This window comes from Puniceibacterium sediminis (assembly GCF_900188035.1).
GTDB lineage: Bacteria > Pseudomonadota > Alphaproteobacteria > Rhodobacterales > Rhodobacteraceae > Puniceibacterium > Puniceibacterium sediminis.
This window is the reverse complement of sequence record NZ_FZNN01000017.1, coordinates 49918-75401: the sequence shown is the minus strand read 5'-3', so window position 1 is coordinate 75401 and position 25484 is coordinate 49918. Positions and strand designations below refer to the sequence as shown.

General features: G+C 61.3%; 23 protein-coding genes. 9 read left to right on the top strand and 14 right to left on the bottom strand.

Translation table 11 applies throughout. The annotated features are described in order from the left end of the window. Positions 1–70 precede the first annotated feature (70 nt). From hflX to dusB, 9 genes are all read right to left on the bottom strand, one after another. Complete coding sequence (gene hflX, locus CHB75_RS16685; protein ID WP_425439511.1) at positions 71–1345, bottom strand: GTPase HflX; 1275 nt, start codon at positions 1343–1345, stop codon at positions 71–73. Continuing rightward, entirely contained in the window at positions 1342–1581 is a 240-nt protein-coding gene (gene hfq / locus CHB75_RS16680) for an RNA chaperone Hfq (RefSeq protein WP_089272563.1), read from the bottom strand. Before hfq ends, hflX begins: the two co-directional genes overlap by 4 nt. Positions 1582–1719: 138 nt before the next feature. Beyond that, positions 1720–3234 (bottom strand): TrkH family potassium uptake protein, encoded by a 1515-nt coding sequence (locus CHB75_RS16675; RefSeq protein ID WP_089272561.1) that lies wholly within the window; start codon positions 3232–3234, stop codon positions 1720–1722. 3 nt (positions 3235–3237) lie between these two features. After that, the gene (trkA, locus tag CHB75_RS16670; RefSeq protein ID WP_089272559.1) at positions 3238–4614 is read right to left on the bottom strand and encodes a Trk system potassium transporter TrkA; all 1377 of its coding nucleotides are present in this window, start codon (positions 4612–4614) and stop codon (positions 3238–3240) included. A 151-nt stretch (positions 4615–4765) separates the two neighbouring features. Beyond that, positions 4766–6172 (bottom strand): nitrogen assimilation response regulator NtrX, encoded by a 1407-nt coding sequence (gene ntrX / locus CHB75_RS16665; protein ID WP_089272557.1) that lies wholly within the window; start codon positions 6170–6172, stop codon positions 4766–4768. An 18-nt stretch (positions 6173–6190) separates the two neighbouring features. Continuing rightward, positions 6191–8410, bottom strand: a complete 2220-nt coding sequence (locus tag CHB75_RS16660) for a sensor histidine kinase NtrY-like (RefSeq protein ID WP_089272555.1) — start codon at positions 8408–8410, stop codon at positions 6191–6193. A gap of 145 nt (positions 8411–8555) precedes the next feature. Then, on the bottom strand, positions 8556–9926 hold the full coding sequence (locus CHB75_RS16655; RefSeq protein WP_089272553.1) for a response regulator: 1371 nt from the start codon (positions 9924–9926) through the stop codon (positions 8556–8558). Further along, complete coding sequence (locus tag CHB75_RS16650; protein ID WP_089272551.1) at positions 9926–11008, bottom strand: two-component system sensor histidine kinase NtrB; 1083 nt, start codon at positions 11006–11008, stop codon at positions 9926–9928. Before CHB75_RS16650 ends, CHB75_RS16655 begins: the two co-directional genes overlap by 1 nt. Further along, positions 11005–11988 (bottom strand): tRNA dihydrouridine synthase DusB, encoded by a 984-nt coding sequence (gene dusB, locus CHB75_RS16645; protein ID WP_089272549.1) that lies wholly within the window; start codon positions 11986–11988, stop codon positions 11005–11007. The genes CHB75_RS16650 and dusB overlap by 4 nt, the downstream gene beginning before the upstream one ends. A gap of 177 nt (positions 11989–12165) precedes the next feature. Here dusB and CHB75_RS16640 point away from each other — a divergent pair, with 177 nt between their 5' ends. Genes CHB75_RS16640 through CHB75_RS16630 form a run of 3 tightly spaced genes read left to right on the top strand, consistent with a single transcriptional unit; the run spans position 12166 to position 14257 of the window. Next, positions 12166–13296, top strand: a complete 1131-nt coding sequence (locus tag CHB75_RS16640; RefSeq protein ID WP_089272547.1) for a bifunctional 2-C-methyl-D-erythritol 4-phosphate cytidylyltransferase/2-C-methyl-D-erythritol 2,4-cyclodiphosphate synthase — start codon at positions 12166–12168, stop codon at positions 13294–13296. Beyond that, entirely contained in the window at positions 13293–13781 is a 489-nt protein-coding gene (locus tag CHB75_RS16635) for a phosphatidylglycerophosphatase A family protein (protein WP_089272545.1), read from the top strand. Before CHB75_RS16640 ends, CHB75_RS16635 begins: the two co-directional genes overlap by 4 nt. Beyond that, positions 13778–14257, top strand: coding sequence for a CinA family protein (locus CHB75_RS16630; protein ID WP_089272543.1), 480 nt, complete (start codon positions 13778–13780; stop codon positions 14255–14257). Before CHB75_RS16635 ends, CHB75_RS16630 begins: the two co-directional genes overlap by 4 nt. A gap of 17 nt (positions 14258–14274) precedes the next feature. On the opposite strand, the gene CHB75_RS16625 is transcribed toward CHB75_RS16630, so the two are convergent. Next, positions 14275–15594: an MmgE/PrpD family protein gene (locus tag CHB75_RS16625; protein ID WP_089272541.1), complete on the bottom strand. Its 1320-nt coding sequence runs from the start codon at positions 15592–15594 to the stop codon at positions 14275–14277. A 42-nt stretch (positions 15595–15636) separates the two neighbouring features. Further along, the gene (locus CHB75_RS16620; RefSeq protein WP_089272539.1) at positions 15637–16080 is read right to left on the bottom strand and encodes a type II toxin-antitoxin system RatA family toxin; all 444 of its coding nucleotides are present in this window, start codon (positions 16078–16080) and stop codon (positions 15637–15639) included. Between the two features lie 118 nt (positions 16081–16198). Here CHB75_RS16620 and hpt point away from each other — a divergent pair, with 118 nt between their 5' ends. The 3 genes from hpt to CHB75_RS16605 all read left to right on the top strand — a co-directional run bounded on the left by hpt (position 16199) and on the right by CHB75_RS16605 (position 18240). Continuing rightward, a complete protein-coding gene (hpt, locus tag CHB75_RS16615) occupies positions 16199–16750 on the top strand; it encodes a hypoxanthine phosphoribosyltransferase (protein ID WP_089272537.1) in 552 nt (183 codons plus the stop codon). Positions 16751–16873: 123 nt separating this feature from the next. Next, positions 16874–17335 carry a c-type cytochrome gene (locus tag CHB75_RS16610; protein WP_089272535.1) on the top strand — a complete coding sequence of 154 codons (462 nt, stop codon included), beginning with the start codon at positions 16874–16876 and terminating at the stop codon, positions 17333–17335. An 8-nt stretch (positions 17336–17343) separates the two neighbouring features. Next, complete coding sequence (locus CHB75_RS16605; RefSeq protein ID WP_089272533.1) at positions 17344–18240, top strand: c-type cytochrome; 897 nt, start codon at positions 17344–17346, stop codon at positions 18238–18240. A 146-nt stretch (positions 18241–18386) separates the two neighbouring features. Here the strand turns inward: CHB75_RS16605 and lipA are convergent, their stop codons facing one another. Next, positions 18387–19340: a lipoyl synthase gene (lipA, locus tag CHB75_RS16600; protein ID WP_089272531.1), complete on the bottom strand. Its 954-nt coding sequence runs from the start codon at positions 19338–19340 to the stop codon at positions 18387–18389. A gap of 173 nt (positions 19341–19513) precedes the next feature. Then, positions 19514–20650, bottom strand: a complete 1137-nt coding sequence (locus tag CHB75_RS16595; RefSeq protein ID WP_089272529.1) for a DUF6456 domain-containing protein — start codon at positions 20648–20650, stop codon at positions 19514–19516. A gap of 225 nt (positions 20651–20875) precedes the next feature. Between CHB75_RS16595 and CHB75_RS16590 the strand changes: the two genes are divergently transcribed. Next, positions 20876–21181 (top strand): DUF6477 family protein, encoded by a 306-nt coding sequence (locus tag CHB75_RS16590; protein WP_089272527.1) that lies wholly within the window; start codon positions 20876–20878, stop codon positions 21179–21181. Between the two features lie 12 nt (positions 21182–21193). Here CHB75_RS16590 and CHB75_RS16585 read toward each other — a convergent pair whose 3' ends face one another. After that, a complete protein-coding gene (locus CHB75_RS16585) occupies positions 21194–22738 on the bottom strand; it encodes a trimethylamine methyltransferase family protein (protein WP_089272525.1) in 1545 nt (514 codons plus the stop codon). A 253-nt stretch (positions 22739–22991) separates the two neighbouring features. Here CHB75_RS16585 and CHB75_RS16580 point away from each other — a divergent pair, with 253 nt between their 5' ends. Next, on the top strand, positions 22992–24266 hold the full coding sequence (locus tag CHB75_RS16580; protein WP_089272523.1) for an OmpP1/FadL family transporter: 1275 nt from the start codon (positions 22992–22994) through the stop codon (positions 24264–24266). Between the two features lie 225 nt (positions 24267–24491). Beyond that, positions 24492–25286 carry a delta-class carbonic anhydrase gene (locus CHB75_RS16575; RefSeq protein WP_089272521.1) on the top strand — a complete coding sequence of 265 codons (795 nt, stop codon included), beginning with the start codon at positions 24492–24494 and terminating at the stop codon, positions 25284–25286. Positions 25287–25484: the final 198 nt, after the last annotated feature.

The window sequence follows — 25484 nt, the reverse complement described above, 5'->3', positions numbered from 1 at the left end:
GAATACTTTTAGGAAGATAAAGGGGCAGGTTTCTCTTTGATGCAGAGTGCGGCGGCCCTGGCAATCGGCGTCAGAGTTTTTCGAACTGCCGCGCATCCTGTGCCGTCCAGCGCACGGTAACGTCGAAACCGTCTTCGCCCTGCGTTTCCGTTTCGATCAGACCCTTCTGATGCAGCCATGCACGACGCTTGCCCTGATCGAAAGGAATGTGCAGATCCTGCACCGTCTTCGCGACTTCCAGCAGACCGGTCACAGTGGCCAGAAAACCCGGCAACCCCTCGCCCGTCAGGGCCGAAACGGCGTGAATGTTCGGGTCCCTGTTGGCGCGGTTGACGGCAGCGTCATGCGCCTCGCCCTCAAGCAGATCGACCTTGTTCCAGAGCTCCAGAACCGGGACATCGTCGCTCGCACCAAGTGACTTCAGGATGGTGCGGACATCCCGCGCCTGTTCCTCGGTATTCTCATGGGCGATGTCGCGGACATGCACGATGAGATCAGCCGCCAGTACCTCTTCCAGAGTGGCGCGAAAGGCCGCGACCAGTTCGGTGGGCAGGTCCGAGATGAAACCAACCGTGTCCGACATGATCACATCCAGCCCGCCGTCCAGCTTGACCGTGCGCATGGTGGGATCGAGCGTCGCAAAAAGCATGTCCTTGGCCATCACATCCGCCCCAGTCAGGCGGTTGAACAGCGTGGATTTTCCGGCGTTTGTATAGCCGACCAAGGCAACAATCGGATAGGGCACCTTGGCGCGCGCCGCGCGGTGCAGGGTGCGGGTCTTGGCCACCTTGTCGATCTGGCGGCGAATGCGCACTAGCTGGTCGTCGATGGCGCGACGGTCCGCCTCGATCTGCGTCTCGCCGGGGCCGCCGACAAAACCAAGCCCGCCACGCTGGCGTTCGAGGTGGGTCCAGGCGCGGACAAGGCGCGTGCGCTGATAGGACAGCGCGGCCATTTCGACCTGAAGCACACCTTCACGCGTGGCAGCGCGATCGGAAAAGATTTCAAGGATCAACCCGGTCCGGTCCAGAAGTTTGACGTTCCATTCCTTTTCCAGGTTGCGCTGCTGCACCGGTGTCACGGGTCCGTCGACGAGCACGAGTTCGACCTCGGCCTCGGCAAAAATCTCTTTCAGCTCGGCAATCTTGCCTTTGCCGAACAGCTTGCCGGCATGTGCCTTGGGCAGCGGCACGACATTGGATCCGACGACCTCCAGATTTGGCAGGGCCGCTGCAAGAGCCACCGCCTCGGACAAAGCTGTGGCGGCGACACGGCGGGCGCGATCCGATTTGATATCAGGATGCAGAACCCAGGCGCGGGTCACATGATCTGCGTGTTCTTTCAATTGTTGTCTTCACCGTCATACAGATTGATCGGCTGGGCCGGCATGATGGTCGAAATCGCATGCTTGTAGACAAGTTGGGATTGGCCATCGCGGCGCAGAAGGACGCAGAAATTGTCAAACCAAGTGATCACGCCCTGCAATTTGACGCCATTGATCAGGAAGACCGTGACTGGAACCTTAGTCTTGCGGACATGGTTCAGAAACGCATCCTGTAGGTTCTGTTTGTCGGAAGCCATTGAAATTGCCTTTTTTTCTTGTTCGCACTCCAATTACGGCGCGCCCTCGTTACCGCAAGTATGTAATGCGGCCCGGGGAACTTCCAGCGGAAATTCAACGATTATTTGCGGTTGCGGCAGAGTTGTCGCGCTGTGACGCTACTCTGACCAGAGCTCGGGCGTGAGGATCACGATCAGTGCGAGCATTTCCAGACGGCCCAGAACCATGGCCAGACACATGATCAGTTTCGTCTCGGGTGCCAGAGCAACAAGGTTCAGCGCCACCTCGTCCGCGAACACGATCAGGGGTCCGGTGTTGGACAGCGTGGCAATCGCAAGGATCATTGAGGATTCAAAATCAACGTTCAGCGCGGTAAAGGCAAGGGTCGTCGCCGCCAGCACCAGCGCAAAGAGCATGAAAAAAACCCAGGCGATGAATGCCCCTTCACGCCGGACGCGCACCGACAGAAGGCCGGAGCGACCGATGGAATTCGGGTGAATCAGCTTTTCCAACTCGCGCACGCCGTTGAGGTAAAGCAGGAACACCCGCAGCAACTTGACCCCGCCCGCCGTGGTGGCCACGCCCCCGCCGATCACCGCCAGTGCCATCAGGATCAGCCCCGGCGTGGCAAGGCCGGACCAGCCCTGTGCCGTGGCCCAGTCCACACTGACAAACCCGGTGGTGGTCAGGAAAGACAGCGTGGTAAAGATCGCCCCCCAAAGCGCATGCAGGGCCGCGATCAGGTTCTCTTCGTCGCCGACTTCGAACGAGGCGAGCCAGTGGCGCAGAAACAGGATGGACGGGACCAGAACCACCAGGGCCAGACCCATGCGGAATTCGGGATCATAAAACAGCCGGTTGCGCGACGCGTGATTGGTGTCGCCAGAGAAGGTCAGGCGCGACAGCGCAAAGAACATGAAGCAGAACAGGATCACCTCGCCGGCAAAGCCGCTGGAGGTCCCCGCCATCCCCCCGACCGGAGAGATGCCCGAGGTTGCCATGACCGACATGGCATGGCTGATCGCGACCAGAGGCGCATCCCCGGCCATCAGCAACAGGATCCAGACCGTCAGCGTCAGCCCGGCATAGACAGGGAACAGTGCACTTGTGGTGCGCGACAACCGCCGCGCCACTTCTGATACATTGTGGCGACTTTCCCCATTGGGCGTGGATTGCCCCGGCTCACCACTTGCCGTCACTTCGAATCCACCCAGCGTCAGCGGGGCAAGGATGGCAGCGGCCGAAATCCACATGAGCAATCCCCCCATCCATCCGACCAGTGCCCGCCAAAGGTGTTCGGGGCCCGACAGGCGCGCCGCTTCAAACAGGGTCGCGCCGGTGGTGGTAAGACATGACAGCATTTCGAAGTAGGCGTTGAGAAAGCTGGTGTTGCGCACGGCTCCATAGAACGGAACCGCCAGGATCAGCGGCAACACCGCAAAGGCGGCCAGCAGGGACAGCAGCTGGCGAAAGGCGCTTTGATTGTGTGGCCGCGTTCCGACGGCAATGCCGATCATGGTACACAGAACCAGCCCCACCACGCCGGGATACAGAAAGGCGCGCGCGTCCCGAAAATCTTCGATCGCCAGCGCAAAGGCAGCCGGAATAACCATCGCGGCGCAGGCGATGCCCGCGAGCAGAAGAAAGAACGGCAGGGCGAGCAAGCGGTTCATGGTTCAGAAGAAATCGATCGAGACCTGGAGCAGGCGCTCGACCTCGGCCACATCTTTGGCAAGTGCGAAAATGACGATGTGGTCGCCCTCTTCGATCTGCAGGGCACCGGTCAATTTGACCACCTTGCCCTGTTTCAACACGCCCCCCACCAGCACGCCTTCCGGGAAATCGATATCGCGCAGTTTCTGACCCGCGATGGGCGAAGTGGACAGAACTTCGGCTTCGATCACCTCAGCCTCGGCATCGCCGATGGAGTAAACGGCGCGCACCCGTCCGTGACGTATGTGGCGCAGGATCGAACTGACAGTGGTCGAGCGGGGATTGATATAGGCGTCGATCCCCAGCGGTTCGAGCAGCGGGATCAGCGTGGGGTCGTTGATTAGCACGATGGCCATCTTGCAGCCCGCCGCCTTGGCGCGCACAGCGGCCAACATGTTGGTCTTGTCATCATCGGTGACACAGAGAACGGCATCGGCCTTTTCGATGTTCGCCTCGGACAAAAGCCCCGCATCCAGCCCGTCGCCGTGCAGCACGATGGTCTTTTCCAGTGCTTCGGCAGCGCGTTCAGCGATCAGGCGGTTCTTTTCAATCACCTTGGCGCGCACACGCTCGGCCCGGGATTCGAGCTCGCGCGCCACGGCAAGGCCGACGTTGCCACCACCGATCAGCACCACGCGTTCCTGTTTGCGGTGCGATTTACCAAAGATTTCCATCGTGCGCCGGATGTCGTCCGCATGGGTGATGACATAGGCCGAATCCCCGACGAACAGTTGATCGCGCGCCTCGGGGGCGAACAGCGTGCCGTCGCGCCGGATCCCCACCACAACCGAACGCAGAGTCGAAAACAGGTCGGTCAACTGGCGCAGCGGCGTGTTCACGATGGCGCAGTCTTCCTCAATCGTAAGGCCCAGAAGCTTGGCCTTGCCGTCAAAGAAAATCTCGGTGTCAAAGGCGTTGGGAATGGCAAGGCGCTGCAATGCGGCCTCGGCCACTTCGCGTTCAGGGCTGATCACCACGTCGATCGGCATGTGATCGCGCCGGTAAAGATCGGAATAGATCGCCGTCAGATAGCTTTGTGATCGCAGCCGTGCGATCTTGCGCGGGATATTGAAAACCGAATGCGCCACCTGGCAGGTCACCATGTTGACCTCATCCGAATAGGTTGCGGCGATGATCATATCCGCATCCCGGGCCCCTGCCCGGTCCAGCACATCGGGATAAGAGGCAAAGCCAGAAATTCCCTGCACATCCAGCGTATCGGTCGCCCGGCGCACGAGGTCGGGATTGTTGTCTACCACGGTCACATCGTTGCGTTCGCCCGAAAGATGCCGGGCAATTTGCCAGCCGACCTGACCTGCGCCGCAGATGATGACTTTCATGCCGAGATCCCCGAGCCAATTTCAAACGTGAATGGCACGCCCGGCGCAAAGGGTCAATTCGGCACCGTGCGGCGTGATGGAAACAGGCCGCAAACTGGCAGACAAAGCAGCCTGCCAGCCCAGCACAATTGCCCCAAACGCCCGGCGCGGCTTAACCTGCGGTTTCTTCTTCGGCCTGAGCGATCCGTGGACCGCCTTTTGCCCCGGTCACCACGCCCAATGACTTCAGCTTGCGGTGCAAGGCCGACCGTTCCATCCCGACAAATGTGGCCGTGCGGCTGATATTCCCGCCAAAACGGTTGATCTGTGTCAGCAGGTATTCCCGTTCAAACGCCTCGCGCGCTTCACGCAGCGGCAGCGTGGCGAGAATGCCGGACAGCACGACGCGGCCCTCTTCGCCACCCATAGCAGTGTCCTGCGGTAGTTCGCGCGCCTCGATCTTGCCCGTGCCATCGCCCAGTATCAACACGCGCTCCACAAGGTTCTTGAGCTGGCGCACATTGCCCGGCCAGACCATCGTTTGCAGCAACGCCACGGCGTCTTCGGACAACTCGCGCAGAGCGAGACCCTGCGTCTTGTTGCAAAGTTCGATAAAGTGCTGGGCGAGCAGGGGAATATCCTCGCGCCGTTCCTCAAGGCTGGGCACAGCAATCGGCACCACGTTCAACCGATGGTACAACTCCTGACGGAAACGCCCGGCGTCAATTTCCACCGCCAGATCCCGGTTGGTCGAAGAGATGACCCGCAGATCCACGCGCACCTTGTCGCCGCCGCCGACCCGGGTGAACTGTTGATCAACCAGCACACGCAGAATCTTGGACTGGGTCCCCAGCGGCATGTCCGCCACTTCGTCGAAATAGATCACACCACCGTGGGCCTGCTCCAGCAACCCGGGTTCGACTCCGCGATCGGCAGTTTCACGGCCAAACAGCATCTCTTCCATCGACTCGGGCGCCACGCCCGCGCTGTTGACGGTGACGAAAGGTGCGTTGGCGCGGGCGGAATGGGTGTGAATATAGCGCGCCGCCAATTCCTTGCCCGCGCCCGCAGGCCCCGACAGCATCACCCTGCCATTGGATTTGGTGACCTTGTCAAGCTGCCCCATCAAAACGCGGAAGGCGGCACTGTCTCCCATCATCTCGGCGGTGGTGGTTTCGCGGCGCTTGAGCTTCTGGTTCTCACGGCGCAGGCGCGACGTTTCCATAGCGCGCCGGATCACAACCAGCAACTGATCGATATTGAAGGGCTTTTCGATGAAATCGTAGGCCCCCTGCTTGATCGCCGCGACGGCGATCTCGATGTTGCCGTGGCCCGAAATGATTACAACCGGCACATCCGGGTTGTCGCGTTTGACGGTTTTCAGGATGTCGATCCCGTCCATCTTGCTATCCTTGAGCCAGATATCGAGGATCAGCAAAGCGGGCAATTCCGAGTTGATTTCCGCCATCGCCTCGTTCGAATTCCCGGCAAGCCGGGTCGAATAGCCTTCGTCTTCGAGGATGTCACCGATCAGCTCGCGGATGTCACGCTCGTCGTCGACGATCAGAATGTCACTCATTGTACTCTCCTCAACACTTTAAGCCGTTTCTTTTTTAGGTATGTGCAGGTCAGGCCCTGCCTGAATCAGGGGCAGTCGGATGACCGCCATCGCTCCTGCATGGGTCGCGCCGTCAAACACCGGCGCATCTTCGAGAGTGAGGCTTCCGCCATGCTCTTCGATGATCTTCTTGACGATGGGCAGGCCAAGGCCGGTACCCGATGAACGGGTCGTCACGTAGGGTTCGAACAACCTTGCGCGGTCCACAGGAAGGCCCGTGCCATTGTCCATGATACGGATTTCGGCTTTGCCATCTACCGCGGCCGCGCTTATGCGGATTTCCGGCGCATACGCTGGATCAGGTTCGTTTTCGCGCCGGGTTTCGATGGCTTCGCCGGCATTCTTGATCAGGTTGGTCAGCGCCTGACCAATCATCGCATGATCCACACTGGTCCCCAGCTGCCTTGTCCCCAGATCGACGACGAAACGAACATCCGGCTGTCCGCTTTCTTGCAAGGACACCGCATCACGCAGCAGGTCCACAAGGTTTTCCTGCTGACGGTCGGGCTCCGGCATCCGCGCGAATTTCGAAAATTCATCCACGATGCGGCGCAGTATGTCTGTCTGGCGCACGATCACATCGGTCATGTGGTTCAGGCTTGCCGCCTGTTCGGCATCAAGTTGTTTACCGAACTTGCGGGTGATGCGCTCCGCCGACAGCTTGATGGGCTGCAAAGGGTTCTTGATTTCGTGCGCGATGCGACGGGCGACATCGCCCCAGGCCGCCATCCGCTGGGCACTGACAAGGTCGGTCACGTCGTCAAAGGCAACCACGTACCCCTCAAGGCTGGCATCCTCGCGACGCCGGGTCGCAACGCGGACAAGCAGGTTTTCAAGGCGCCCTTCTCGGCTGACCTTGATTTCCTCTTGCACGGTTTCAACGCCGGTCTCGCGGAGCCGGGCGAACAGGGCCGCAAATTCCGGCACCGCGACCGAGATCGGCACAGCACGCTGGATATCGGATGAACCCAGCAACTTTTGCGCAGAGCGGTTGACGAAAGTGATCTCGCCTTCCGCATCAAGGCCGACAACACCCGAAGTGACCGACCCCAGTACGGAATCAAACAGCCGCTGGCGGCGTTCGATCTGGCGGGTATTGTCCACAAGGGTCTGGCGCTGCCCCTTTAGCTGGCGGGTCATCTGGTTGAAATAGCGGCCCAGCATCGCGATTTCGTCATCGCCATCTTCTTCGATCACCTGCACGTCAAGATCACCGGAACCGACCCTCTGCGCCGCGCCGGTCAAACGGCCCACCGGTCGGCTGAGACGTTCGGCGAACCACAGACCCAGCCATGTCGCCGCAAGGATCAGCAGAACCGCAAAGCCAAGGTAAAGCAGTGCAAAATCGAACAGCCGCCTGCCCCGTTCGCTCTCCTGCTGCTGATAAAACTTTGCCGTCTGCTGGGTATCGTCGAGCAGGTTGAGGATGCCGCCATCGACCTCTCGACTGACATAAAGATAGCGGTCCACAAAGGCCTTGAGCGGCAGAAGTGCGCGAAACTCGTTGTTATCCCAGTCTTCGATCACGGCAATTCCGGCCTCGGTCGCCTCGGCGATCTTGGCAGCACCGGGGTTTTCGAAATCGAACAGGTAGGATCGTTCACCCCGTGCCCGAATTTCGCCCGTGCTGTCGATCACATAGGCTTCGCGCAGGCCGCGCTGGATCTGCGCCTGTCCCTGGCTCAGGATCTGGCGCAGCTCTCCATCGTCAAGGATGAAAGTGGCGCGACGGTTCGCATCCAAAAAATCGCCCAATGCCTGCGCATCCTGCACAAGGCCCTCGCGGTGTTCCGCCTCATAGGCTTCGGCCGCACTGAGCGATGCGCCGACGACATTGCGCACCCGTTCGGAAAACCACGTCTCAAGCCCGATGTTGATAGTGAGCACGGCAAAGACCGCGACGGTGATCGTGGGCAGCAGCGCCATGAGGGCGAAAACACCCGTCAACCGCAGATGCAACCGGGACCCGGCGGATTTTGCGCGTCGCGCGGCGATCATTCTGGCCACCCGCTGCAACACAAGTGCGGCAAGCAGAAGCACATAGATCAGATCCGCCAGCAGGACGAGCCGCAGGTTCAGCTGCTGCCCGCCGCCCTGATCGAATGGACCCAGCACCAGAAAGGTCGCAACAGCCAAAATCGGGCCGAGAAGAACCAGTCCCAAGGTCGCTACATTCTGCAGCTTGCGTGTCCGTCGCATACGAACCAGTCGAGACCAGTTCAAGGAACGTGCCCAGGTGGCCACAGCCAAACCTCTTCCAGATGTGCCGCTTTGCGCAGCTAACCGCCATATGTTGTGGTCTCTTCACCGCTAGATGCGGCGCGGCCACAGTTATGTGGCCCTTTTACATCAATTTGCGGCGGCGTGTCACGCGTATATCTAGGTCAGTGATTTTCTTACGCAGCGTATTGCGGTTGATTCCCAGAAGATCGGCACATTTCGCCTGATTGCCGCCGGTGGCGTCCAGCGCGATCTCGATCAGCGGGGCCTCGATCTCACGCAGGATGCGGGTATAGAGGCCCGGAGGTGGCAACATGTTGCCGTGCAGGTCAAAATACCGGCGCAGATGGCGTGCAACCGAGGTGCCCAGCTTTTCGCCATCGCCCCCACGCAGCACGGGGCCGGTATCGGGCTGGTTACCCAGCACGGATTCCACCTCGGGGCGGGTGATTTCCTCGGCACGGCTGGTCAACGACAGGCGCCGCACCGCGTTTTCCAGCTGGCGCACGTTGCCGGGCCAACTGTAGGCGCGGAACAATTCGTTTGCATCCTTGGACAGCCAGCGCTTTGGGCCGCCTTCCCTTTCGGACCGGGTAAGAAAATGTTCGGTGAGCAGCACGATATCTTCCACCCGCTCGCGCAGGGACGGCACAAAGATGGTGGCACCGCCAAGGCGATAGTAAAGGTCCTGACGGACAAGGCCGTCTTCCATTGCCTGCGACAGGTCGGTCTGGCTGGTGGCCATAAAGCGCGGCGCGTGTTCGCCGGGTACATCCATCATGCGAACGATGCGGGCCTGCACCTCATCGTCAAAATCGGTGATCTCGTCGATCAGCAGCGTGCCGCCCTTGACCCGCGCCAACACCCGTGCCGGACCTTCAAGGTCGGACAGATCTGAACTGGTCACCGTCACGAACGGCAGGTTGCGCCGATCGGAAAAGTCGTGAACCGCACGGGCGATCAGGGATTTACCGGTGCCGGATTCCCCACAGATCAGCACCGGCAGGTCGGTGTTCATCACCCGTGCCACCAGACGATACAGCGCCTGCATGGCGGGCGTCTTGCCCACCAGAGGCAGTTCGTCCGGACCGTCCGCATGTTCCATCCGCTCCTCGCGCCGGGGCGCGATATTACGCGACTCAAGCGCACGGGCCGTACGCTTCATCAGGTCCGGCAGATCAAAGGGTTTCGGCAGGTAGTCGTAAGCCTCGGCTTCGGCGGCCTGAATGGCCGTCATGATGGTGTTCTGCGCCGAAATCACGATGACCGGAAGGCCCGGCCGATCCTGTGCAATCTTCGGCAACATCTCAAGTCCGTTGCCATCGGGCATGACCACATCCGAAATCACCACGTCGCCCTTGCCCTCGGCGACCCAGCGCATCAGCGTGGTCAGCGAAGAGGTGGCATGTACCTTGCATCCGGCGCGGGTCAGTGCCTGCGTCAGAACCGTGCGGATCGTGCGGTCGTCATCCGCGACCAGAACCGTGCCATCCATCAGTCTTTCTCCTGTTTTTCTCGCGGTGCCATGGGCAGCGATATGCGAAATACGGTGCGTCCGGGTACGGATTCCACGGAAATCCAGCCGTCGTGGTCGGACACGATCTTGCTGACCAGTGCCAAGCCGAGGCCGGTGCCGTTTTCCTTACCAGACACGAAGGGTTCAAAAATTTCGCTCTTGATATGGTCCGGCAGCCCCGGGCCATCGTCAATGATTTCGATTTGCAGCGGCAAAGACTGGCCTGATCCGTCGGCGCGACGCAGTCGGAAGCTGTGTTCATAGAACGAATGCAGGCGGATGGTGCCGCCCTTGGGATCTGCCGCCTCTGACGCGTTCTTGAGCAGGTTCAGCACCACCTGCAACAGTTGGTCAGGATCGCCGTGCGCCAGCGGCAGTGAGGGGTCGTAATCCTCGACGATCTTCATATGCGCGCCGAACCCCAGCAGGGCCGAACGGCGGGCGCGGTCCAGAACGTCATGCACATTGACCTCGCGCCGTTCTGGCGGAGAGATGTTGCCGAACTGTTCGACCTGTTCCAGCAGCTTCACGATGCGGCGGGTTTCCTGCACGATCAGATCTGTCAGTTCCTGGTCTTCCTTGCTGAGTGACATCGACAGCAGTTGCGCCGCGCCCGTGATACCGGCCAGCGGGTTCTTGATCTCATGGGCAAGCATCTCGGCCATGCCGATGGCGGATTTCGCAGCCGATTTGACCGAATTGTTCTGCGTCATGCGTCCGGCAAGTTCGCGCGGGCTGATCAGCAGGATGGTCCATCCGGGACGGCCCTGCACCGGTGCCATCTGCAGATTGCACACCAGCGGCGCGCGCCGTCCGTTGCCGACATCCACATCGTTGACGAACAGTGGCGTGCCATTGGCGCGGGCGCGGGCAAGGCTTTCTTCAAGCGGGGCATCAACGGTAAGACGGTCCCAGATCGGCTGTCCCATCAGCCACTTGGATGAGTTGTTCATGAACCCTTCGGCGGCCGAGTTCATGTCGGCGATACGCTCTTCGGCATCAAGAAGGATCGCCGGAACCGGCAGCGACGACCACAGCATCAGATCGGTTTCGGCGTTCATGCGGCGGCCTGTTCGGGCTGTCCAACAGCATCCTTGATCAGGGTGATGACACGCGCGGGATCACGGTCTGTCAGGATCAGACGCCGCAGATCGGCGGGCGTTCCAGCCTGATCCATGTACCAGCCAAGGTGTTTGCGCGCCACGCGCACCCCCAGATCCTTGCCATAAAAGGCCAGCATTGCCTCGTAGTGTGCACAGATCATGTCGATCAGATCCGTGCCTTGTGGAACCTCCGGTGCGCGGGTGCCATAGAGGGCGGAGGCGATTCCCGCCAAGACCCAGGGTTGGCCCTGCGCGCCGCGCCCGATCATCACGCCGTCAGCGCCAGAGGCATCCAATGCGGCGCGGGCAGTGGCGGCATCGGTGATATCGCCATTCGCCACAACCGGGATAGATACAGATTCCTTGACCGCGCGGATCGCAGCCCAATCGGCACTGCCTTTGTAAAACTGGCAGCGCGTGCGCCCATGGATCACCACCATCTGCACCCCTGCACCTTCGGCGCGGCGCGCCATGTCTGCCGCATTTAGGCAATCCGAATCCCAACCCAGCCGCATCTTGAGCGTTACGGGCACATCGACCGCCCCCACAACCGCTTCGATCAGGGTCAGCGCGTGATCCGGATTGCGCATCAGCGCCGAACCGGAATAGCCGCCCACGACTTTTTTCGCCGGGCAACCCATGTTGATGTCAATCACGCGGGCACCGTTGGCCGCGACCATACGGGCGGCCTCTGCCATCCAATAGGCATCCCGACCGGCCAGCTGGACAGAAGTCTGCGCCGCGTCCAACCCCAGTTCCGCACGCTCACGGGTGCCGCGCCGGGCCTGAACCATCTCCTGACTGGCGACCATCTCGCTTACCACAAGGCCCGCGCCAAAGCGCGACACGAGGCTGCGGAACGGCAGGTCGGTGATTCCCGCCAGCGGAGCCAGCAGGACCGGTACAGAAAGCTGTGTCTGGGCAAGCTTGATCGTCAAGCGCCTATTCCTTGTGCAGTTGATCAGCAGGTAGCGTGACAGCGCGTAGCATACAATGATCCCAAAGGATTTCGCAGCCGCAGAATTATTGGTTGCTTAATTCTTAGGCATAATCCCGCCAGCGATTGCACCGCCTTGCCGCAACGCCTAAACGGGGAGCGGGAAAGAGGATGCGCCATGACCATCGCCGCTTTGATCGTCGCCGCTGGCCGTGGCACCCGCGCGGGCGGCGCGGTTCCCAAGCAATGGCAACAGCTTGGCGGCAAACCGGTGGCGCGCTGGACGCTGGAACGGTTCGCACACCTCGATCATCTTGTACTCGTCGTGAACCCGGATGACATGGGTCGGGCCGAAGCGGTTTGCAAGGGTCTGCCTGTGACACTGGTCGCGGGGGGCGCGGATCGGGCGGGTTCGGTGCGCGCGGGGCTTGAGGCTCTGGTAGATTCGGCGCCGGATCTGGTCCTGATCCATGATGTGGCGCGGCCCTGTGTCGAACGTCGGGTGATCGATACGGTGATCGATGCGCTGGCAGGCGCCGATGCCGCCGCCCCTGCCCTGGCGGTGACGGATGCCCTCTGGACCGGTGCGCAAAATCAGGTCAGCGGCACCCGGGATCGGAGCGGCCTTTACCGAGCACAGACACCGCAGGGCTTTCGCTATGACGCGATACTTGCCGCCCATCGCGCGCACCCCGGCGGCGCGGCGGATGACGTTGAGGTAGCGCGCGCCGCTGGTATTGCTGTGCTCATCACCCAAGGCGATGAACGCAACCTCAAGATTACCGGTCCCGACGATTTCGCCCGGGCCGCAGCCTTACTGGAGACTGGAATGGATATTCGCCTTGGCAACGGGTTCGACGTGCACCGCTTTTGCGACGGGGACCACGTCATGCTGTGTGGCGTCAGGGTCGCGCATGACCACGGCCTTGACGGGCATTCGGATGCCGATGTGGGCATGCATTCGGTGACGGATGCGCTTTATGGCGCGCTGGCAGAGGGCGATATCGGACGGCATTTCCCGCCCTCTGACCCGCAATGGAAGGGTGCAGAAAGCCACATCTTCCTGCGTCACGCGGTGGGTCTTGCCCGGGAAAAGGGGTACGAGATCAGCAATATCGACGTGACGCTGATCTGCGAATTCCCCAAGATCGGCCCGCATGCGGGTATTATGATGGAAAAGATGGCACAGATCATGGAGTTGAGGATGGATCAGGTTTCGGTCAAGGCGACCACATCTGAAAGGCTGGGCTTTACCGGGCGCGGCGAAGGTATCGCGGCGCTTGCCACCGCAGCGCTGGTGCGGGCATGAGCAAGCTTGTCACAACCGTTCTGGGGGTCGGCTATCTGCGCCCCGCGCCGGGCACCTGGGGTTCGCTCGCGGCATTGCCGCTGTTCTGGGTCTTGCATGTGCTGGGTGGCTTCTGGCTGGCGCTGATTGCAGTGGTCGTAATGCTTGCGCTTGGCTGGTGGGCGACACAGCAGGAAATCGCGGGCAAGGCAAATCAGGACCCGTCAGAGATCGTCATCGACGAGGTCGTGGGCCAGTGGATCGCGCTTTTGCCGGTCTCCTTTGGCGCAGGCATGATGGGGGTGGACGTGCTCAGGCTCTGGCCCGGCTGGGTCGCGGGTTTCCTGCTGTTCCGTCTGTTCGACATCTGGAAGCCCTGGCTTGTCGGCATGGCCGACCGGCGTGGCGGTGCATTTGGCGTGATGCTGGACGATGTTATTGCCGGCGTATTCGCGGCGCTGGTCGCCATCGTGCTGGCGGGCGTAGCACACGGGTTTCTGATGTGAGCCAGACGCTGGCACAAGCCATCCTGGCAAAGGCCATGGCGCAGGGCCGGACAGTGACCTGCGCCGAAAGCTGCACCGGTGGCATGGTCGCGGCGGCCCTGACGGATGTCGCCGGATCGTCCGATATCTTCGAGCGCGGCTTTGTCACCTATTCCAACCGCGCCAAGCAGGAAATGCTGGGCGTCACTGCCGCGACGCTGGAAACGTACGGTGCCGTGTCCGAAGAAGTCTGCGCAGAAATGGCGGTGGGCGCACGGGCCGCAGCCGGGGCAGATGTGGCGGTTTCGATCAGCGGTATCGCCGGTCCGGGCGGGTCAGAATTCAAACCCGAGGGGCGGGTGTGCTTTGGTCTGGCGGACGCTTCGGGAGTGCGTTGCGAAACCATCGAATTTGGTGCCTTGGGCCGGGCGCAGGTGCGGGCCGCGGCGACACGGCATGCGCTGGAACTGATCCTCGCGGCGCTGAAACGCACCTGAGGGCGATTAGCCCCGCCTCAGATCAACGCCGCGCCGATATCCGCCGGTGCAGCCTCTTCATCTACCAGAGACACAAGCAGCGACACGCGCTCCGCCCCAATCAGGCTTTCCGCCTTGGCCTGCACCTTTGCCCGCCTCTGCTCCAACGGGATTGCGCCGGTCAGATCATGCCGGGCGAGCCGTTCGGTTCCGTCCTTCATCACTAGGGTGATCTGGCTGGCCGTTTCGGCCACATCCTCGTTACCGATAACAACGACCCGGTCGCGCAGTGCCGTGATGCGCGCATCCGCACACAGCGCGTCGGTATAGCTGTCGAGCCGCGCGGTATCCTGGCCCAGAAGCCGCATCGCCAGCACCTGAGTATAAGAAAACTTGGCCTGAAGTCCGGTTTGCGGCGTAGCAATGTTGCACACAGTCAGCCAGCGCGGATGGGTAGACACCCGGATCTGTGCGACATCGTCAGGCGTCACCCCACCAATCGCGACAAGCGCTTCGAGAGCGGCGTGAAGACCGTGGCAGCAGGCGTGGAATTTGTGACTCACATCGGTGAAATGCCAGTCCACCCCCAGCCGATCCAGCGCGGATGGATCGGATTCGCCGTGATGCGTCGCCCCGAACCCCTGCGCGCAGTCCATCGCATCGCGGCGCGGGACAAAGCCGTGGCTGACCAGCAGCGCGGCCTCGACCCCGTTGGCGGCTGCGATCCCGGCGTTGAACGGCTTGCCCATACTGCCGAACTGCGCCTTCAGCCCCGAGGCGCGCGTCGCCAGAAGGCCCAGCACATCAGCCATCCCATCCGGACCCAGACCCAGCAACCGCCCCGCCGCAAGACCGGCACCAAAGGCCCCCGCCGTCGCGGTCTGGTGAAAGCCGATCTGGTAGTGCCCGCGTCCCAGCCAAAGGCCGGTGCGCACCGATGCCTCGCAACCGATCAGGCAGGCCGTCTGGAACGCCGCACCGGACGCGCCCACACGTTCCGCCACCGCCAGCGCGGCAGAGACAACGGCAACTGAGGGATGCCCGATATGTGCGAAATGGGTGTCGTCGTAATCCAGCGCATGGCTGACTGATCCGTTGATCAGTGCCGCCATTCGCGCGGGAACACGCTGCGCCATCGCCAGCGCATGGGCCTGTTCGTCGCCGCCCTCTTCGTTTGCCAATGCGCGCACAGCCTTGGCCACCGGTTCGTCGCGCCCGGCAATGCCGACCGCAAGCCAGTCAAGGATCGAAAGACGCATGACCGCACGCACCGACGCGGGAATGTCACCGGCATCAAACCCAGCCGCGAATTCCGCCAGCGCCGGGGTTACCGCCGCCCTTGTTGCCTGATCCTTCATCGCGTGCCCCTCCGGTTACCGGCGGAGCATATCATCGGGTGCTCAGCCGTAAAGCTCTGCCGCGCGGCGTTCGAATGCCCGCACGACGCGCTGCATCGCCTCGTTGAACACAAGGCCGATGATGCGCTGAAGCATCGCGTTCTTGAACTCGAAGTCGACGAAAAACGCCACCTCGCAGCCGCCTTTAACGTCCCGGAAGGCCCAGTTCGATTTGAGATAGCGGAACGGACCGTCCAGATATTCAGTGTCGATCTGCATGTCATTCGGGTGCAGCGTCACCCGGCTGCCAAAGCGTTCGCGGAATACCTTGAAACTGATCACAAGGTCGGCGAGCATCACGCTGGAGTCGCCTTCGGGCGTGACCGAACGGATACGTGCAGCCGCACACCAGGGCAGGAATTTCGGATAATCCTCCACATCGGCCACCAGATCGTACATCTGCCGGGCGGTGTAGGGTAAATTTCTGGTCTCTGAATGGGTGGTCATGGGGCCTCGTGTCTGTGTTGCGTCCCGTGGATCGCCGCGACCCGTTTGCGCCGTGACATTGGCCGAGTAAGTCGTATGCTGCGCCCGGAAAATCAAGGGCAACCAGCAAGAGAGCTTCATGACACAACGTCCCTACGTTATCGACGAGTTGATTTCGGCCAAGGCCATTGCGGCCAGGATCGAGGTGCTGTGTCAAAAAATTCACACAGAATTCGAAGGCACCGACAAGCTGGTGGTGGTGGGCCTTCTGCGCGGCTCTTTTGTCTTCATTGCCGACCTTGTGCGGGAACTGACCCTTCCGGTCGAGGTCGATTTCCTTGAGGTGTCGTCCTACGGCGATGCCATGCAAAGCAGCCGCGAAGTGCGCATCCTCAAGGACCTGCGCGGCCAGATTGAAGGCCGCGATGTGCTGGTTGTCGAGGATATCGTCGACACGGGCTATACACTCAGCCATGTCACAAACCTGCTCAATTCGCGTAATCCCGCACGGCTGCGCACCATTGCCCTGCTGGACAAACCGTCGCGCCGCGAAGTGGATTTCAAGGCCAACTGGACAGGATTCGAAATTCCGGACGAATTCGTCGTCGGCTACGGCATTGATTACGCCCAACGCAATCGCAACCTGCCCTATATCGGCAAGGTCCGCTTTCCGGATAGTCCTGAGACATAAACTGGCGGCATGTTTTTCACGTGCCGCGACGCGTGCGATCACCCGACAGGGGGTCACGATAACTTTAGTTGCACCAAATGCGTGATTTAACGTTACCTTTGGTCATGCATTAGGGAGATCATGATGAAAAAGACATTTGCTCTGCTGGCCGGTCTGGCCGTTTTCGCAACCGCCCCCGCTTTTGCCCAGGACGATTTTTCCGGTCACGTAAAGGCCCGTCAGGGTCAGTTTCGTATTCTGGCGATCAACCTTGGCATACTGGGCGGCATGGCCAAGGGCGAAACGCCCTATAACGCCGAGATGGCACAGCATGCGGCGGATTCGCTGGTGGCTGTTTCGCATATCTATGAACCACCGCTCTGGCCCGAAGGGTCCGACAACATGAGCATCGATGGCACCCGTGCCCTGCCGTCGATCTGGGACGAGCGCGATGATTTCCTGTCCAAATGGGATGCACTGGGCGTCGCGGTCGCCGGTATGCAAGAGGTCGCGGCCACCGGTCAGGCGGCCATCGGCCCGGCAATGGGCAAGGTTGGTGGTGCCTGCAAGGCCTGCCATGACAAACACCGCGCGCCCAACAACTGACAACAGGGATGCGTAAGGCCCTGACATTTGTGGCGCTCGCGGCCCTTGTGGCGGTCGGCGCCGTGCTGTTCGTGACCAGGCCCACGCCCGTGAACGAGGCCGCGTTTTCCAACCTGACCGGCAGCGACACGCAGGGCGAATTGGTGTTCATTGCCGCAGGTTGCGCATCCTGCCATCACGCCCCCGATGCCAAGGGAGAGGCAAAGTTGGTACTGGCGGGTGGGCAGCGTTTCGTGTCGGATTTCGGTACGTTTGTTGCGCCCAACATCTCTCCCGATCCGCAGGCCGGGATCGGTGGCTGGACACTGACCGATTTCGCCAGCGCAGTGACGCGGGGCGTGTCGCCCGAGGGTCAGCACCTCTATCCCGCCTTTCCCTACAGCGCCTACACGCACATGGTGCCACAGGACGTTGCTGACCTTTGGGCCTATCTGCGCACGCTTCCCGCCAGCGACGTGCAGAGCCAACCACACGAGGTCGGATTTCCCTTCAATATCCGCCTTGGCCTTGGTCTCTGGAAGATGCTTTTCATGTCGGATCAATGGGTTGTGGCCGACACCGATGACGAATCCCTGACCCGTGGGCGCTATCTGGTCGAGGCGCTGGCGCACTGCGGCGAGTGCCACACGCCGCGCAATGTTCTGGGCGGATTGCAACGGAATGCCTGGCTGAGTGGTGCCGAAAACCCAGACGGGCCGGGGCGTATTCCGGCGCTGACACCGGACAAACTGACCTGGTCGGAAACCGATATCGCCTACTACCTCGAAACCGGATTTACCCCGGATTTCGACAGCGTCGGCGGGCATATGGTCGAGGTGGTGGAAAACTTTGGCAAACTGCCCGCATCTGACCGTGCGGCGGTTGCGGCCTATCTCAAGGCCCTACCCGAACCGGCGAAAAACTAGCGATTCCGGCATATGGCAACCGTATGGAAAGCGTATGGTTTTCGTATGGCTGGCGTATTGCTGCTCCGGTGGCCCGGGCCGCCGGCATTGCGCTTATTCTGTTTCAAGATACGCAAATCCGGCGGCGCAGTCAGCACCACCGCAGGTCAGGCGCGCGCCAGTTTCGCCTCACGCGCCGCACGCAGCCGGGCAAAGTCATCGCCCGCATGATAGGATGACCGCGTCAGCGGGGTCGCCGACACCATCAGGAAGCCCTTACCCAGCGCGGCCTTTTCGTAACCGGCGAATTCGTCCGGATGGACGAAACGGTCGACGGCATGGTGTTTGGGGGTTGGTTGCAGATACTGGCCGATGGTCAGGAAATCGATATCGGCGGCGCGCATATCTTCCATCACCTGCATGACGGCCTGCCGGTCCTCGCCCAATCCGACCATGATTCCGGATTTGGTGAACATCGACGGATCCATTTCCTTGACCCGCTGCAGCAGGCGCAGTGAATGGAAATATCGCGCCCCGGGCCGCACCTCGGGGTAAAGGCCGGGCACTGTTTCCAGGTTGTGATTGAACACATCGGGCCGCGCGGCCACGACCTTTTCCAGCGCTTCCGGGCCACATCTGATGAAATCGGGCGTCAGGATTTCAATCGTTGTGCCGGGGCTGCGGTGGCGGATGGCGCGGATGGTCTGGGCAAAATGCTCGGCCCCGCCGTCCTCTACGTCATCGCGATCAACGCTGGTGATCACAACGTGGTTCAGACCTAGTTTCTGAACCGCATCGGCCACCCGGCCCGGCTCAAACGCATCAAGCGCCTCGGGTGGTTTGCCTGTGGCGATATTGCAAAAGGAACAGGCGCGGGTACAAACCTCGCCCATGATCATCATCGTGGCATGGCCCTGCGACCAGCATTCGCCAACGTTCGGACAGCTCGCTTCTTCACAGACGGTCACAAGCTTGTGTTCCCGCATGATTTTGCGCGTATCGGCATAACCCTGACCGCCCGGTGCACGCACACGAATCCAGTCGGGTTTCTTGGGTTGGGGATTATCCTTGCGCTTCGCCTTTTCGGGGTGGCGCTGCTCGGGTATCTTGAGATCTCGCACTTGGTCTTCCCCCCGCAAATTCCTGACACATGCCCTATAGCATAAGGGACTGCAGTGGGCAGTACCAGTGCTGCATAGCCGTCATGCAGCACTGAGCATCCCCAATTTTAGCGAGTGCCCCAGCAGCCATCTGAGGCAGCTTGCTTGACCCCACGGGCGCTGCACATTCCCCCCTAGCCGATCAGCCCGCCGCCTGCGCCGATGGTTGCATCGTAATGGCGGTGCAACCGCTGCAGCGCGATGCGCAACACGATCTTTCCGGAACGCGCTGACCAGCCCATTCGCTTTTCCGCAGTTTCCAGCCCCTCAAGGTGGCAACAGCAGCGCATTGCCACATCGGCGAGTCCCGGTCCCAGCTCTCTGAGCGCCGCTGCAACCCGGGTGCGCGCCGCTTCGGCACCACGCGGGACTTCGGTGCCGCACCGGCTGGTCTCGCCGCCGGTTGTCAGGAACTGATCCCAATTCTGCCCGACGCGGGCGTTCATCTGGCTCAGCTCGAAATCCTCGCGCAGGCGTTCGCCGGCGCTTACCAGATCGTCGCCCAGAAACGGCGAGCCGTCCCTTTCACGCCGCCGGGCAAGGGCCGCCAGAGGGCTGTCGCCGACCGAATAGCGCGTGCGCGCCCCGCGCGGGTCAAGCTCCTGACGCTCCATCTCGTCCTCTGCCGCGCGCCCCGACAGCTGCCCTGCGGCAAAGCTGGACTGAGCTTCGGCGAAGCCACGCAGACGGCTTTCCTGTTCGGCCATCAGCATGCTGAGCGCGGCGCGCCCCGCCGCAGTGATCCGGTAGCGCGCAATACGGCCGGGCGTCACGCAGGCGATCCAATCCTTGAGGGCCATGGCCTGGGCGATCGTGCTGTCGACAACGGCCGTGCGGGTCGTGCCGCCATCGGCCGTATCGCGAACGACAACGGCCTTTTCCATTTCCGCCGCCACGGCCAGCATCGCGCCGGTTTCGCTGAGACGGCGCAGGATGCGCCGGGCCTCGCGAGCCAGCGTTTTCTGGTCGACGTTTGCGGGGTTTGAAGAGACTGAGGCATTCATCTTGGCAGTTTCCTTTTGATGCTGTCCGACGTCCGTTTGTGAGAGCTGTTGACCCAATCGGCGCAGCGCCGCGTCAACAAGTGGATCGTCGCGTCGGTTTTCCAGTTTGCGCACCTGGCGCAGGACGGTCGAGGCATGGCAGCCCGCCTGTCTGGCCAGGGCTCGGATCGGCAACCCGGTTTCGATGTGAACGAGGTAATTCCGCGCGGCTTCAGGTACCCAGCCAGGCAGGGCATCTTCGATCAAGTCACGCGGCGTGCGGATCATAGTCCGGCTTCCTTTTTAGGCGGCTGAGATATCCACAGAGATATCCCCAACAGTTTTCGGAACATTTGCGGTTTATCGTTACTTGCTGGTTAACAAATTTACACATGCGTAAGGATTGTTGCGAATTTATAAACAGTTGTGAACACCGCGGGCGGTTTCTGGCAGCACTACGCAACGCCCTCGTGACTCGTGGCATCAGTGTCCCGAACCATGAGGGAGATACCCATGTCCAACGCTCTTAGAATTTTCGAATCGATTCGCCGCCCCCGCCTGCTGATCCGTACTGCCCGGATCGGCGTGGCTGACTACCGACGCAGCACGCAGCTGCATCGCCTGCTGGGGGCCTCCAGCCTACCTGCCCACGGCACGGCGCTGGAGAGGTTGATCGAGATTGAAAAGGACCTGGAACAGCGCCGCACGGATTGTGCAGCGTCCTATTCCGTGAGCCGCCACATCGAGGTGCTGGTCGCAATGATGGGAGAGGCGCAGCTGCTGCGCGCCTCATACACCCCGGTTCTGGTCGCTGGCTGACGCGGAAACAGCCTAGAGAAACGCGTCCGGGACAGAGGCCTTTTTCTGCGCGACAAAGGCCTCGAGCGCCTCTGCGATGGCCGGGTCAAGCGGGGGTTTCTGATAGGTGTCCAGCTGCCGTTTCACGCGCTGTGTGGCCAGAGCCATCGTGTCGCGTGCACCCTCTTCGCTCCAGGTCTCGAATGGCTTGTAGTCGAACAGATCCGAGCGCCAGAAGGCCGTCTTGAAATTCGCCTGTGTATGGGCACAGCCAAGGTAATGCCCGCCCGGTCCGACCTCGGCGATGGCATCCATCGCCTGGGCATTTTCGTCGATCTGAACGCCCTTTGCGAGATGGTGAAGTGCTCCGAGCTGGTCCGCATCCATCACGAATTTCTCGTAGGATGACACCAGCCCGCCTTCAAGCCAGCCACAGGCGTGCAACATAAAGTTCACGCCGGACAAAAGCCCCATATTCAAGGAGTTGGAGGTCTCGTAGGCGGCCTGCGCATCGGGCAATTTCGACCCGCAGAAAGACCCCGCCGACCGGTAGGGCAGTCCCATCCGCCGCGCCAGTTGCCCGGCACCATAGGTGATCAGCGACGCCTCGGGCGTGCCAAAGGTGGGCGCACCCGAATTCATGTCGATCGAGGTCACGAATGCGCCAAAGATCACTGGCGCGCCAGCGCGCACAAGCTGCGAATAGGCGATGCCCGCCAGAACCTCGGCCAGGACCTGCGTCAGCGTTCCGGCGACGGACACCGGGGCCATCGCCCCCCCGACGATAAAGGGGCTGATGACACAAGCCTGATTGTTGGCCGCATAGATTTCAAGCGCGCCCATCATCGTGTCGTCAAATGTCATCGGCGAGTTGATGTTGATCAGGCTCGTCATCACCGTGTTGTCCTGCACGAACTGCTTGCCGAACAGGATCTCGCACATGTCGACCGAATCCTGCGCCCGGCTCGGCTCGGTCACCGACCCCATGAAGGGCTTGTCCGACAGGGTCATATGGGCGTGCAGCATATCAAGATGCCGTTTGTTCACCGGCACATCCGTCGGCTCGCATACCGTGCCGCCTGAATGGTGCAGCCATTTCGACATGTAGCCGAGCTTCACGAAATTGCGGAAATCCTCTATCGTGGCATAGCGGCGGCCCTTTTCGGCGTCATGCACGAAGGGCGGGCCATAAACCGGCGCCAGAACAAGGTTTTTCCCACCGACGACGACGTTGCGTGCAGGATTGCGGGCGTGCTGGGTGTACTGCGCGGGCGCGGTGCTGCACAGTTGACGCGCCAGACCGCGCGGGATGCGGACGCGCTCGCCCTCGACCTCGGCGCCAGCGGCACGCCAGCGATCAAGTGCGGCGGGATTATTGACGAAATTCACGCCAATCTCGGCCAGCACCGTTTCGGCGTTGGCCTCGATGATCTCCAGCGCCTCTTCGGTCAGCACTTCGAAATTGGGGATGTTACGCTCGATATACTTCGCCGTCTCAAGGCTGATGGCTGTGCGTTCGGCCCGCCGGGCTGCCCCGCCGCCGCCGCGGGTGCGTCTACCGGTTGCTGCTTCAGTCATACGCCCATCCTTCGGCAAGTGGGCCACACGGGCCCCCAGAGTTTTTCCGGTGTTACCCCGCGGTGTCCTCCGGCTGAGGAGTGTTTGCGCCACTTCAGGGGCAAAAGCGACATCCTGCAAAAAGTGGTGACACAATACATTCTCACGTTTAGATATTTGATACTGGGAATGTGTTTCCGGGGACAAGGCCCGCTTCAGAGGCTGACAAAACAACATTGACCTGCCGGAACACGTCAGGTCAGGGAGGAACAGTATGAATTATTCGGATTTCCGCCGCAAATGCGCGGCCGGAGGGATTGCGGCAACCTGCCTGTTCGGGGCTGGACCGGCTGCGGCCACCAACGGTTACATGGCCAATGGTTACGGCGGCGGGGCAAAGGGTATGGCGGGGGCCGGCGTCGCCGTGGAAGCGGGCGTTCTCGGGCTTGCGCAGAACCCGGCATTCGGGACGCGGATCGGAAACGTGGCCGGGTTCTGCCTGACCGGGTTTGCGCCCAAGCGCGGCTATTCCGTTTCGGGGGCCGGACCGATCACCACCGGATCGCAGACCAGTGTGAACGACGCCTTTCTCATCCCCTGCGGCGGGGTGAATTTCCAGCTGAACGACCGCACATCACTGGCATTGTTCGCCTTTGGCAACGGCGGCATGAACACGCAATACGCCACAAACCCCTTTACGCCGGGTTATGGACCGTCGGCCACAGCGCCGCTGGGCGTGAACCTGGAACAGTTATTCCTGTCTGCCAGCCTTGCCTATGACGTGAACGAACGCTTGAGCTTTGGCGTCGCGCCGATCCTAGCCATTCAACGCTTCAGCGCGACCGGACTCGAAAATTTCGACAACGCATCCTATTCCTCCAGCCCCGGTGACATGACCAACAACGGTGACGACTGGTCCACCGGATTCGGCCTGAACCTTGGTGTGGCTTATGAGGCATCTCCCGGCCTGACGCTGGGGGCATCCTACCGGAGCCGCATCAACATGGAGGAGTTCCATAAGTACAAGGGCCTGTTCGCCGAACAGGGCGATTTCGATATCCCCGCCGTCGCCACCGTCGGCCTCGCCTATACCCTGCCGCAGCAACCACGCCTGACGCTGACGGCAGAATACCAGCGAATCTTTTACGGGGACGTGAAATCCCTGGCAAACACCGGAACCGCGATCACCGCCCCCTTTGGTGCGGACGACGGCCCCGGCTTTGGCTGGGACAACATGGACGTGATCCGCGTGGCTGCGATCTTTCGCAGCACCGACCGGTTGATGTTGCGCGGCGGCGTGTCCTACGCCACCCAGTTCGCCGAGAAGGAAGAGGCGTTGCTCAACATCGTGGCGCCTGCAACGCCGCAGTGGCACCTTTCCGTGGGTGGGACCTATAAGGTCAACGACAAGTGGAGCATCACCTCTTCTTTCACCCATGCCTTCAGCAACGAGATCTCCGGCATCAACCCGGCGCTGTCGCCAGCACAGCCGATCACGCTGCGCATGGAGCAGAATGAATTCGCAATCGGCGCGAGCTATCGCTGGTAGAACAGTTTCTATTGCGAAAGACCGGGCCCGGGCACCGGATAAGAATTGCGTCGCATCCGGGGCCAAAGTGACTTTTACCGGCGCGCCTGCCGCGGCGTGTCCGGGCACGACTGATTTTTGCGAAAATGCGCGCTTTAAGATAGTATTCAGGGATTGGACCTCAGAACAGCGTCATCTCGCGTCTGACAGGCGCGGTTAGAGTCACCTCAACGCGATGGATCCGCCATGAACCGACATGCCCTTGCCCTCTCCCTTTTTGCCACGACATTTTGCGCCGCCGCCCCGTCCTATGCCGAAGACCTGTGCCTGGGCTTTGGCCCGCAGACACCGCGCGACATCGGCATGCACATCGGTAGCAACCCGCGCAGCTTTTCCCCCGCGCCCGGGCCAGAGGCGATGAACCTGTGCAACCTGCACACCCATACCAATGCCGAACACAAGGGTCCGGGCTTTTCGCTCTCAGCCGGTGACGGCGAAAACGGCGGCTTTCAGTGCAACGAAACCGCGACGCTAAGCCCGAGCGACCTTGCCGAGCCCGAAACTGGCCACACGAGCTTTCACGGCGTTAAACCGGGTGACACGATCGAGGTGCACTGGGTCTACACCTCCTGTGACGTATCCCCCGGACCGGGCCTTGGGTCATGCTCCTCGGCCGCCTGCGCCAATCCGCAGCTGCGCGTCGAATCGCAGGTCTTTCTTGTCGTGAACGATCCCGGCGCTCTGGATTTCGGCGATTACGCCAAAGTCACCGTTGGCGCGAACGGCCGGTTCCAGCCCGCGGCCCTGCCCTCGGACACCGGCACTCCGGTTCTGTTTGCGGGTTCGACCACCGGGCCAAGCTATACCGAGGCGATCTGTTCGCCGATGCAAGTCACCTGGAACGTCCGCCCGACCTGCGCGCGTCTGGACATCTCCTCTCTCAATCGCTGGGCGGCAGAGGGCAATGTCTTTGAAGAAGAGCACAGCCATGGTGTTCGCCAGCTGGTGACAGCGCCAGAACTGCTATCGCCGATCAACTAAAACGACCCGCCAAACGGCGCGGGCGGCATGGGGCGCCGCCCCTACCGCCTGCGCCGTCACCCCCGGTGTATTTTTGGGCAGATGAAGACTGGCGAAGGTCCGTTTTCATTTTCCCTGAACCATGCCCGCCAGTGGCGTTTTGATCCTGTCCACAGCGCGCATGCTACGGCGCAACGCCTCTGCTGGATTCACTGCAAT

Excerpts from the sequence above, each read along its gene's own strand:
- hfq (WP_089272563.1), bottom strand. The coding sequence starts at position 1,581 with ATGGCTTCCGACAAACAGAACCTACAGGATGCGTTTCTGAACCATGTC.
- CHB75_RS16675 (WP_089272561.1), bottom strand. The coding sequence starts at position 3,234 with ATGAACCGCTTGCTCGCCCTGCCGTTCTTTCTTCTGCTCGCGGGCATC.
- trkA (WP_089272559.1), bottom strand. The coding sequence starts at position 4,614 with ATGAAAGTCATCATCTGCGGCGCAGGTCAGGTCGGCTGGCAAATTGCC.
- ntrX (WP_089272557.1), bottom strand. The coding sequence starts at position 6,172 with ATGAGTGACATTCTGATCGTCGACGACGAGCGTGACATCCGCGAGCTG.
- CHB75_RS16660 (WP_089272555.1), bottom strand. The coding sequence starts at position 8,410 with ATGCGACGGACACGCAAGCTGCAGAATGTAGCGACCTTGGGACTGGTT.
- CHB75_RS16655 (WP_089272553.1), bottom strand. The coding sequence starts at position 9,926 with ATGGATGGCACGGTTCTGGTCGCGGATGACGACCGCACGATCCGCACG.
- CHB75_RS16650 (WP_089272551.1), bottom strand. The coding sequence starts at position 11,008 with ATGAACGCCGAAACCGATCTGATGCTGTGGTCGTCGCTGCCGGTTCCG.
- CHB75_RS16640 (WP_089272547.1), top strand. The coding sequence starts at position 12,166 with ATGACCATCGCCGCTTTGATCGTCGCCGCTGGCCGTGGCACCCGCGCG.
- CHB75_RS16635 (WP_089272545.1), top strand. The coding sequence starts at position 13,293 with ATGAGCAAGCTTGTCACAACCGTTCTGGGGGTCGGCTATCTGCGCCCC.
- CHB75_RS16625 (WP_089272541.1), bottom strand. The coding sequence starts at position 15,594 with ATGAAGGATCAGGCAACAAGGGCGGCGGTAACCCCGGCGCTGGCGGAA.
- CHB75_RS16620 (WP_089272539.1), bottom strand. The coding sequence starts at position 16,080 with ATGACCACCCATTCAGAGACCAGAAATTTACCCTACACCGCCCGGCAG.
- hpt (WP_089272537.1), top strand. The coding sequence starts at position 16,199 with ATGACACAACGTCCCTACGTTATCGACGAGTTGATTTCGGCCAAGGCC.
- CHB75_RS16610 (WP_089272535.1), top strand. The coding sequence starts at position 16,874 with ATGAAAAAGACATTTGCTCTGCTGGCCGGTCTGGCCGTTTTCGCAACC.
- CHB75_RS16605 (WP_089272533.1), top strand. The coding sequence starts at position 17,344 with ATGCGTAAGGCCCTGACATTTGTGGCGCTCGCGGCCCTTGTGGCGGTC.
- CHB75_RS16595 (WP_089272529.1), bottom strand. The coding sequence starts at position 20,650 with ATGATCCGCACGCCGCGTGACTTGATCGAAGATGCCCTGCCTGGCTGG.
- CHB75_RS16590 (WP_089272527.1), top strand. The coding sequence starts at position 20,876 with ATGTCCAACGCTCTTAGAATTTTCGAATCGATTCGCCGCCCCCGCCTG.
- CHB75_RS16585 (WP_089272525.1), bottom strand. The coding sequence starts at position 22,738 with ATGACTGAAGCAGCAACCGGTAGACGCACCCGCGGCGGCGGCGGGGCA.
- CHB75_RS16580 (WP_089272523.1), top strand. The coding sequence starts at position 22,992 with ATGAATTATTCGGATTTCCGCCGCAAATGCGCGGCCGGAGGGATTGCG.
- CHB75_RS16575 (WP_089272521.1), top strand. The coding sequence starts at position 24,492 with ATGAACCGACATGCCCTTGCCCTCTCCCTTTTTGCCACGACATTTTGC.